The sequence below is a fragment of the Candidatus Schekmanbacteria bacterium genome, from assembly GCA_003695725.1.
Taxonomy (GTDB): domain Bacteria; phylum Schekmanbacteria; class GWA2-38-11; order GWA2-38-11; family J061; genus J061.
On sequence record RFHX01000153.1, the window covers coordinates 1 to 8,514 of the forward strand.

The following is an 8,514-nucleotide window of genomic DNA, read 5'->3' on the forward strand; positions in this document are numbered from 1 at the left end:
CTCTATTATAACTGTAATGGAATTTGTTAAAAAGGAGAGTTTTATATTTCATCCTTCTTTTATGCTATTTGGCAAAATTCAAATCAGTACATATTCTTTGTCTCAATCATAACAAATAACAGGAGCTGACTTCTATCCGCTCTTTTGCCATCTGATATCTTGACAGGCATATTTAGCATAATGCCCTCTTTTCATTTGGAAATTCTACTCAAAACAGAAAATTTCAAAATAGGGAATCTTCCTCCTAAGGTAAGTTTTAATCGATTCAGGAAAGCAGTATAATTAAATGAAAGAGCATAAAAAAAGCAGAGAGGGTTAGATACCTCCCTGCCTTAAATATGTGGACAAGTCTATTCGTCTCCAATTGATTTATCAATCTTCTTGATCAATATCTCTGCTAAAAGATTCTTTATTTCATCATCCCCCGGCTCCAAATAGGAAACATCTGCATTTGGATTTTTTGCCTTTGCTTTTTCAACGATTTGCGGAATATCAACAACCGAATGTTTACTTTTGACATTAAAAAGAGGAATTACTAATACCTTTTCTGCTCCATTCTTTAGAGCATTCTCCACAGCTTCAGGAATCGAAGGACCGCAAAAACTCATATATCCTGCTTCAATGGATTGATATTCTCTTTTTTCCTTAATCTTTTCAATCAAATCTTCAACATCATATTTAAAAGGGTCTGTTTCCCTTGTGCGCGGCAAATCACGGGTATTATTGGAAAGTACTTCTATATGTGATTCAGCCATTTCAAATGCTTCTTTATTTTCCTCTATATAATCAAGAGGCACATCTCCATGACAGGCAATGATAACTCCAACTTTCTTTTTGCTCATCTGAATTTTCTCCTTTTTTTACCTTTTGATTTAATAATCTTAATGTATCGAGGTGCTTATATAATATTTATTGATTTCTGCAAGTCCAATTTAAAATCCCCTATTCTACAAAGAGTTACAATTTCAATCCTATCTCTAATTTCTTGACTAAATGATTTCATTTTTTTATTTCAAATACATCATTTCTAATTCAAAAAAAGGGAGATGATATGAAAAAGGTAAGTGTATCCCCAAATGAATTTCGGTGGTTTAAATTATATCTTCCAATCCCAATGGGATGCTGCATCATCACCACCGTCAATGAAAAAGGACAAATAAACGCCGCTCCCTTTGCAATGTGCTTTCCGTGGAACAACAGCGAAGAAAATCCACAGCTTATCGTTATGGCGTACAAGGGATGGCACACATCCCAAAATATCGAAAAAACTGGCGAATTTGTAGTCAATTGGCCAGAAGCCAAGCTCATTAAAGAAACGATGATTACAGGACGCCATTATGATGAAGGAGTAAATGAGCTTGAAAAGGCCGGTCTAACTGCAATCCCGGCACAGAAGGTAAAACCGCCGCGCATCGAAGAATGCGTAGGACATTACGAATGCACGCTCGACAGAATTATACCAATGGGAAAGTCAGGATATCACATAATAGGCAATGTAGTTGATATATCTATAAATGAAAATATAGTCAATATGACGCGGGAAGAGAAACTAAAAAACATAAAACTTCAGATTGGATTCGGAGGACCTGTAGGTGAAAACTACTATTTCTTCGGCATCCCATCTGATGAAATTGTAAAGGCATATTACAATGAAGAAAATTAAAACTCCTCGATTGGTTTTAAAGTCACTTGCGAATAATGGTGTTACAGAAATCTTTCATCTGCCGGGAAGCTCAATTGCTCCTATTTACGGAGCAATTGAAGGAAAAAGCCGAATAAAGCCTATTCTCTTAAAACATGAACAGGCGGCATGCTTTGCTGCAACAGGCTACGCCCTTACTACAAATAAGCCCGGTATATGTATGGTTATGGGAGGTCCCGGAATAACAAATCTCGTTTCAGCAGTTGCAGAGTGCTATTATCAGTCTGTGCCTCTTGTTTTTATCACTGTTGACCATCCTCGAGAAAATCTGGGCAGCGAAGGATTCCACGAAATCGACTCTTTCACAATGCTTTCACCGATTACAAAAAAGATTATTACCCCCAAAAAAGCATCAGATGTGGAGAAGTCTGTAGCTGACGCAATTTCAATTGCGTCGAGCGGGCGTCCCGGACCGGTTTATCTCAATATACCGAACACAATAATAGATGAATCTGCGCCCTTTAAAAACATAAGGATAAAGAACAAAACAGCAAAACCGTCAGCAGCACAAATCGCAAAATCAGTTGAAATGATCAAAAGAGCTGAAAATCCTATGCTCTTTTTGGGAAGCGGTGTAATAAGAAGCAGTGCAGAAGAAGAGCTCAAAAAATTCATAAAACTAACAGGAATTCCAGCCCTATCATCACTTGGCGGAAGAAACTCGTTGCCCCCCGACTTTCCTCTTTCAATAGGTATGCCTCCTTACACATTCAATACAGACATCATAAATAGGGCTGATTTATTCATTGCCTTGGGTGCTCGCCTAAATCCAGTTAACTTACGAATGGGAATGTTGAAACTTCCTGAAAAAATAATTCGAGTTGATATCGACAATGAAAATCCCCGATTCAGAAAAGCAAATCTCTATATAAAAGCAGATATCAAAGAATTTCTGAATGCAATAAATAAAAAGGTTGCATCGATGAGCAAAGATTTTCCCATTGCTTCCGGAAAAAAGATCTATGAAGAATACCAAAAAGCGTACAACTCTTATAAAAATGAAGAATATAAAAAATTGAAGAAGGATAAAAGTACACTCACATCAAAAAGATTTTTGCTCGAGCTTTCAGATTTTATAAAAGATAAAAAAGCGAGCTTCTTTACTGATTCAATATGGATTCCATATTCTCACCTTATGCCCGAGATGAAACATAAACGCGCATTTTTTTCTACTCGCTCATTTGGTTGTCTCGGATTTGCGCTTCCAGCGGCAATTGGAGCCTCTTTCTCACAAAAAGATAGAAAAATCATAAGTCTTTCAGGCGATGGTGGCTTTATGTTCAACTGTCAGGATTTATCCACAGCCGCAGATTATCGATTGAAAAACTTCGTTCAGATTATCCTCAACAACAATGGATATTCTTCTCTCAATTATCTTGCAAATATGAAGTATCGGAAACAGGATGATTATTATATGTGGAAGAAAATTGATTTTTCCGCACTGTCAAAATCTATGGGCGTCAAACCAATAGAAATCAAATCTCCATCAGGAATAAAAAAGGCATTAAAGAAGGTCTTTTCTGAAAATGGTCCACATCTCATAAATGTTATTACGAAGGAAAAAGGAGTCTAAAAATATCTTTTCAGTGTTATGGAAGGATTGTTTTGAAAAACTTTGAATTTGATGAAAAGGCGAAAGAGCTTCTTCAAAGGATTTTAGCTATTTGGCCCTCTATTGTTCGCAACTCATGGAAGGAAAAGATTCTTTCCTACACAAAACTTATAGCATATGAAAACAATGCAGATGTCATAACAGAAGAAATTCTTTTCAGCGGAGCAGTAAAAGCCCTACCAAAATCCTATGAACCACTTCTTCTTAGAGTAAAGGCGCCCCAAGAATTTGAGCGCAAGAAACAGGCACAGGAAAAAGTCGATGAAAACAAATGGCTCATAGAAGTAAAGAGATGGCACAGAGAAGATGACCCTACGGAACCAAAACCATCAAAAAATCCATCTGAGCAGAGGATTGTCGCTATTCTTACAAGTCCAAGAAAAGGAGGAAATACAGAAATTCTTCTCGACACCTTCTTAGAAGGAGCAAAATCAGAGGGTGCAAATATTGAAAAATTCTTTCTTCAGAAAATGAAAATATCCCCCTGCATAGGCTGTATGAAATGCAAAGACGAGGAGATACCCGAACTTTGCATCTTACGTGATGATATGACGCCAATCTATCACTCCTTTATCGAAGCAGACAGTGTTGTCCTTGCTTTCCCTATATACACAGGAAGAGAATGCTCCATAACTTCGGTCTTTTTTGATCGTCTTGATGCTCTTCGTTCACCTCTTCACTTTCCTAAGCTCAAAGAGCAAAAACGCGGTGCAATAATAGGCACATGGGGATGGCCTAGTAATGATGCATACAACCATATCATTGAATTTCAGGTCATACTCCTGAAGCTTTTTCAGGTCATAACAACAGAAATTATTACTGCCTGTGGTTTTTGGGGTGAATACTATAAAAAAGGGATAATCAGAAAAGACGAAAAAGGACTTGCTATTGCCTATGAAGCAGGAAAAGAATTTGTAACACCCCTGTAAAAGCCACAATGGCAGGCAAAAGCGCTCGTCAGACACATAGTCGAGGAGACAATATGGAAAAGATTGAAAAAATAAAAACTGTATGTGGAATATGTGTTGACAACTGCGGAATGGAAATAGAAAAATCAGGAGACAAAATAACGAAGATAAGCGGTCTCAAAGAGCATCCCTTCAGTAAAGGGAAGCTCTGCATAAGAGGTATGAATGCTCTCGACATAGCAAACAGTCCCTCAAGAATAAAAAAGCCGCTGATAAAGATTAACGGCAAATTAACAGAGACAGATTGGGACGATGCAATCAACGAAGTATGCCGCCTTCTCGAAAAATTGAAGAACGATAAGGGACCACAATCCCTTGCCGTATATTTTGGTGACCCAATAATTTGTCAGGGCTTGACGCTTTATCTCCTTCGCCTCTTCTGTTATCTCTATGGCACTCCAAACCTTTGCTGTACCGGTTCAATCTGCAATATATCGAAAGTAATGGCTAATATGGTTACCTATGGAAGATGGACTTCCCCGCATTATGAGAAGACAGACTATATTATTCTATGGGGCACAAATCCCTTAGTATCATCGCTTCGCACAAGGAATAGATTGCTCGAGGCAAAAAAAAGAGGAGCAAAAATCACAGTTATAGACCCAAGAATAACAGAATCAGTAAAAATAGCTGACAAACATATTGCTCCAAAACCCGGCACAGACGGAGCGCTTGCCCTTGGAATGATAAAAACAATCATTGAAGAACGGATATTTGATTTTGACTTTGTTGAAAGATATACAGTCGGATTCAATGAAATATTGGCATTGACAGGGAATATCAGTTTTGAAGAAATTGAATCGCTAACCGGGATATCAGCAGATGAAATAAAAGCACTTGCAAGAGAGTTTGCAATGATTGAAAAGGCATCAATTGAACAAGGAAGCTCTCTTGACCAGCATACCAATGGCAACCAAACTGTGCGCGCCGTTGCTGTCCTTCTTTCAATAACAGGTAAAATCGACCGCGAAGGCTGCAATGTCTTTTTAAAAGTAGCCCCAACTTCACAGCCCTTGACAAAAGATATGCCTCCTCTTTCCACACCTCCTGTTGGAACGAAAGAGCATCCAATATTTACAAGATATTTTAGGCAGGCACAAGCAATGACATTTCCGGAATATTCTGAAAAGAAAGATAGCAATCAAATCAGAGGACTTATTGTTGACGGCAGCAATATCGCTCTTACTTGGCCAAACTCTGCAAAAACAGTGAATTTTCTGAAAGGCCTCGATTTTTTGGTTACCATAGACACAGTTATGTCTGAAACAGCAATGCTTTCCGATATTGTACTGCCTGCAGCCGGCTTTCTTGAAAGAGACGAGCTTTCCATTCAACAGCCACTTTCATTGCAAAGAAAAGTCCTACAGATTGGCGAAGCAATGGCTGACAATCTCATATGGGAAAGGATATTCGACGGACTTGGATTAAGAGACAAAATTCCATGGTCAAATATTGAAGAAGGAATTACATATCTCTTGAAGCCCACAGGAAAAACATATTACGATTTACTTGAATCGTCTCTCGATGAAAGTTTTCATACACCTGATATTGGAAAAAGTCTTGAAAATGGGTTTCCGACAAAATCCGGAAAAATTGAACTTTCATCTTCCATTTTCAAGGAAACAGGCTACTCACCCGTGCCGAAATTCGAATTGCCTGCAGAAATACCTGACAAGGAATATCCCTTTATTCTTACAACAGGAGGAAGAATTCCTCAATTCAACCATTCACAATTCAGAAATATAGCATCTCTTAATAAGACAAACCCAATTCCTTCATTTGAAATAAATCCTGACGACGCAGAAGAGAGAGGAATAAGCAATGGTGATGAATGTTATCTTTCATCGAGAAGAGGAAAAATCAAAGTAAAAGCAAAAGTTACTGATAAAATAATGAAGGGAGTTATTCATATGCTTCACGGCTGGAGTGAAGCTAATATAAATTTATTGACGGATATCGAGGCACGAGACCCAATATCTGGATTTCCTTCATTGAAATCACTTTCGTGCAGGGTTGACAAGATAGGATAAGTAGAATGAAAGCGCTATATGCAAGATTGAGCGATTCGAAGTTTATCATTGAAGATATTCCTCGTCCAAAAGCAGGAAAAACCCCCTACTCCCCTGAAGATGTTATCGTAAAGGTTGAATATTGTGGAATCTGCGGCACCGAATTGATGCTGTATAGGAAAGGATTTCCAAAGGGAGTAATAAATAGGGAAAAGGTTGGGCTTGGCCATGAGTTTTCAGGTATCGTAGAAGAGGTTGGCAGTGCAGTAGAAAATATCAAAAAAGGGGACAGAGTCGTAGGAGAAGTTACAACTAATCCCTGCGGTAAATGTATCTTCTGTCAAGACGGCAAAAACAACTTCTGTCCCACAGCAGGTGCATATATGCTGGAACAGGGAGCATACAGTGAATATCTGCCAATTCCAGCAAAGAATCTTCATATTATTCCTGACAATGTATCCCTAAAGTCAGCCGCAATGTGTCAGCCGTTGAGTCTTTCTGTAAATGCATTAAAAGTCGTGGGAAAAATAAAAGAAGGTGAAAGCATTGCCATAATAGGTCCCGGACCGATTGGACTTCTTATGCTAATACTTGCTCGATATTACGGCGCTGGAAAAATTTTTGTTGTTGGGCTCACAAAAGATGAAAAACGCCTCAAACTTGCAAAATCATTAGGCGCTGATTTTATTTTCACAGCTGACAAAGATGATGCGCAGAAAGAAATAAAAAAGCAAACCAATGGATTCGGTGCAGATATTGTTGTGGAGATAGCAGGTGCAGCAGAAGCAGTCAAGTCCGCTTTCAAAATAGTTAGAAACTGCGGACGAATCGTATTGACCGGAGCTGGCTATGAACCTTTTGAGATTTCACTTGCAGACGAAGTTATGATAAGACAGCTATCGGTGCTTGGATGTCGTGGTGACCCCACTCCCTGCTGGAATGAAGCAATTGATATACTTGCAACCGGGAAAATTGATATTGAGCCAATTGTAAGCCATATTCTCCCATTAGAAAAATGGGAAGAAGGATTTAAGCTCTCGATGAGCGGAGAATCGTTGAAGGTGCTGATTAAACCCTGAAGAATTTTAATACTACATTCCATTTATCAAATATTTTAGATAATTTTTGTTTTTAGGAATTTTTCTATAATTACTCGGTTTGTTTTTTCCCGAAAACAAAATCAAGATGCCATATTTTTTCAGCTTTTGTTCCAAGATACCAGAAACTCAACGCAAGGATGGCAAAAAATATAGCTTTATGAAGACTATCCCAAAAGTACTCAAAAAAACGCGTATATAAGTTGAGAAATAAATATGTTATACCAAAACCTCTTGTCATAGCATCATCGTTTTTCAGTCCATAATAAATCGAGGCAATAGCTGCAACTCCAAACAATATCGACCAATAGAACAATTCTATCTGTTTGACTTTCTCCCATTCATCTATGGATCCATAGTTGCCGAATATTGACAGAATCCATAATGCATTGAATAAATAGAGCAGTCCCATTATTCTCGTTGACTTTAAAAAATCTTTGGATATCTGCCATTTGCCGAATAAACCGCTAACAGCAGTGAGGACAAGCCCAAAAAGAACAAAACGCAAAGGGTAATTCATACCAAGATAATATGCCTTCCATTCAGAAACATAACCTGTTTCAGCACCGAACCATCCTCCTAATGAAAGGAGCGAAAAAATCCACACGAGTTTTGAAGGAAAGAGCAAACCAAGAATTCCATATACTATTGCGAGAAGCAAAATAAGCAAGGAGAAATGTCCGCTTCCAGTATCCAACGCTTTGCCAAGACATGCAACTGAAAGCGCCGTCGTAAATACACCGAGAAAAAAAATTGCTTCGTTGCTAAAAACTTTTTCCGGCCACTTTTCCTTTCTTTTAATGCCATAATTATAAATCAAAGCAGCAATCAACGCCGCAAACAGTGCTTTTACAAAATAGGAAACATCAAATAATGTAAATAACAGTTCTACCAAGAAATCATCGGTAACAATTGCACATATCGAGGTTATGATACAAATGATTGCCACCCAAAAAGAATACTTTGCCAACCTTTTCCAATCAAATGACGATACCTCGAAACTTTCTATAAGCATCTTGCCCTGATCTTTGGAAATGAGATTTTCCTCAACCCATTTTTCTATTGCCGATGTCAATATCTGTGCATTCTTTTTTGAGAGCTTCATATAATATATCAACCTTATGGA

7 protein-coding genes are annotated in these 8,514 nt (G+C 38.1%); 5 read left to right on the plus strand and 2 right to left on the minus strand.

Annotated features, from left to right (window positions below; genetic code table 11):
- Nucleotides 1-350: 350 nt before the first annotated feature.
- A complete protein-coding gene (locus tag D6734_06070; GenBank protein ID RMF95180.1) occupies nucleotides 351-842 on the minus strand; it encodes a hypothetical protein in 492 nt (163 codons plus the stop codon).
- A 209-nt stretch (nucleotides 843-1,051) separates the two neighbouring features.
- Between D6734_06070 and D6734_06075 the strand changes: the two genes are divergently transcribed.
- The 5 genes from D6734_06075 to D6734_06095 are packed head-to-tail and all read left to right on the plus strand — an operon-like array spanning nucleotide 1,052 to nucleotide 7,370.
- Complete coding sequence (locus D6734_06075; protein ID RMF95181.1) at nucleotides 1,052-1,663, plus strand: flavin reductase family protein; 612 nt, start codon at nucleotides 1,052-1,054, stop codon at nucleotides 1,661-1,663.
- Complete coding sequence (locus D6734_06080) at nucleotides 1,650-3,275, plus strand: thiamine pyrophosphate-binding protein (protein ID RMF95182.1); 1,626 nt, start codon at nucleotides 1,650-1,652, stop codon at nucleotides 3,273-3,275. Before D6734_06075 ends, D6734_06080 begins: the two co-directional genes overlap by 14 nt.
- A gap of 2 nt (nucleotides 3,276-3,277) precedes the next feature.
- Complete coding sequence (locus D6734_06085) at nucleotides 3,278-4,243, plus strand: flavodoxin family protein (protein RMF95183.1); 966 nt, start codon at nucleotides 3,278-3,280, stop codon at nucleotides 4,241-4,243.
- A gap of 8 nt (nucleotides 4,244-4,251) precedes the next feature.
- Entirely contained in the window at nucleotides 4,252-6,312 is a 2,061-nt protein-coding gene (locus D6734_06090; protein ID RMF95184.1) for a hypothetical protein, read from the plus strand.
- A 5-nt stretch (nucleotides 6,313-6,317) separates the two neighbouring features.
- Nucleotides 6,318-7,370: a hypothetical protein gene (locus D6734_06095; GenBank protein ID RMF95185.1), complete on the plus strand. Its 1,053-nt coding sequence runs from the start codon at nucleotides 6,318-6,320 to the stop codon at nucleotides 7,368-7,370.
- Nucleotides 7,371-7,440: 70 nt separating this feature from the next.
- On the opposite strand, the gene D6734_06100 is transcribed toward D6734_06095, so the two are convergent.
- Entirely contained in the window at nucleotides 7,441-8,493 is a 1,053-nt protein-coding gene (locus D6734_06100; GenBank protein ID RMF95186.1) for a DUF2157 domain-containing protein, read from the minus strand.
- Between the last annotated feature and the right edge of the window lie 21 nt (nucleotides 8,494-8,514).

What these genes read in the sequence shown, in the direction of transcription:
- D6734_06070 (RMF95180.1), bottom strand. Translation starts at nt 842, where the DNA reads ATGAGCAAAAAGAAAGTTGGAGTTATCATTGCCTGTCATGGAGATGTG.
- D6734_06095 (RMF95185.1), top strand. Translation starts at nt 6,318, where the DNA reads ATGAAAGCGCTATATGCAAGATTGAGCGATTCGAAGTTTATCATTGAA.
- D6734_06090 (RMF95184.1), top strand. Translation starts at nt 4,252, where the DNA reads ATGGCAGGCAAAAGCGCTCGTCAGACACATAGTCGAGGAGACAATATG.
- D6734_06075 (RMF95181.1), top strand. Translation starts at nt 1,052, where the DNA reads ATGAAAAAGGTAAGTGTATCCCCAAATGAATTTCGGTGGTTTAAATTA.
- D6734_06080 (RMF95182.1), top strand. Translation starts at nt 1,650, where the DNA reads ATGAAGAAAATTAAAACTCCTCGATTGGTTTTAAAGTCACTTGCGAAT.
- D6734_06100 (RMF95186.1), bottom strand. Translation starts at nt 8,493, where the DNA reads ATGAAGCTCTCAAAAAAGAATGCACAGATATTGACATCGGCAATAGAA.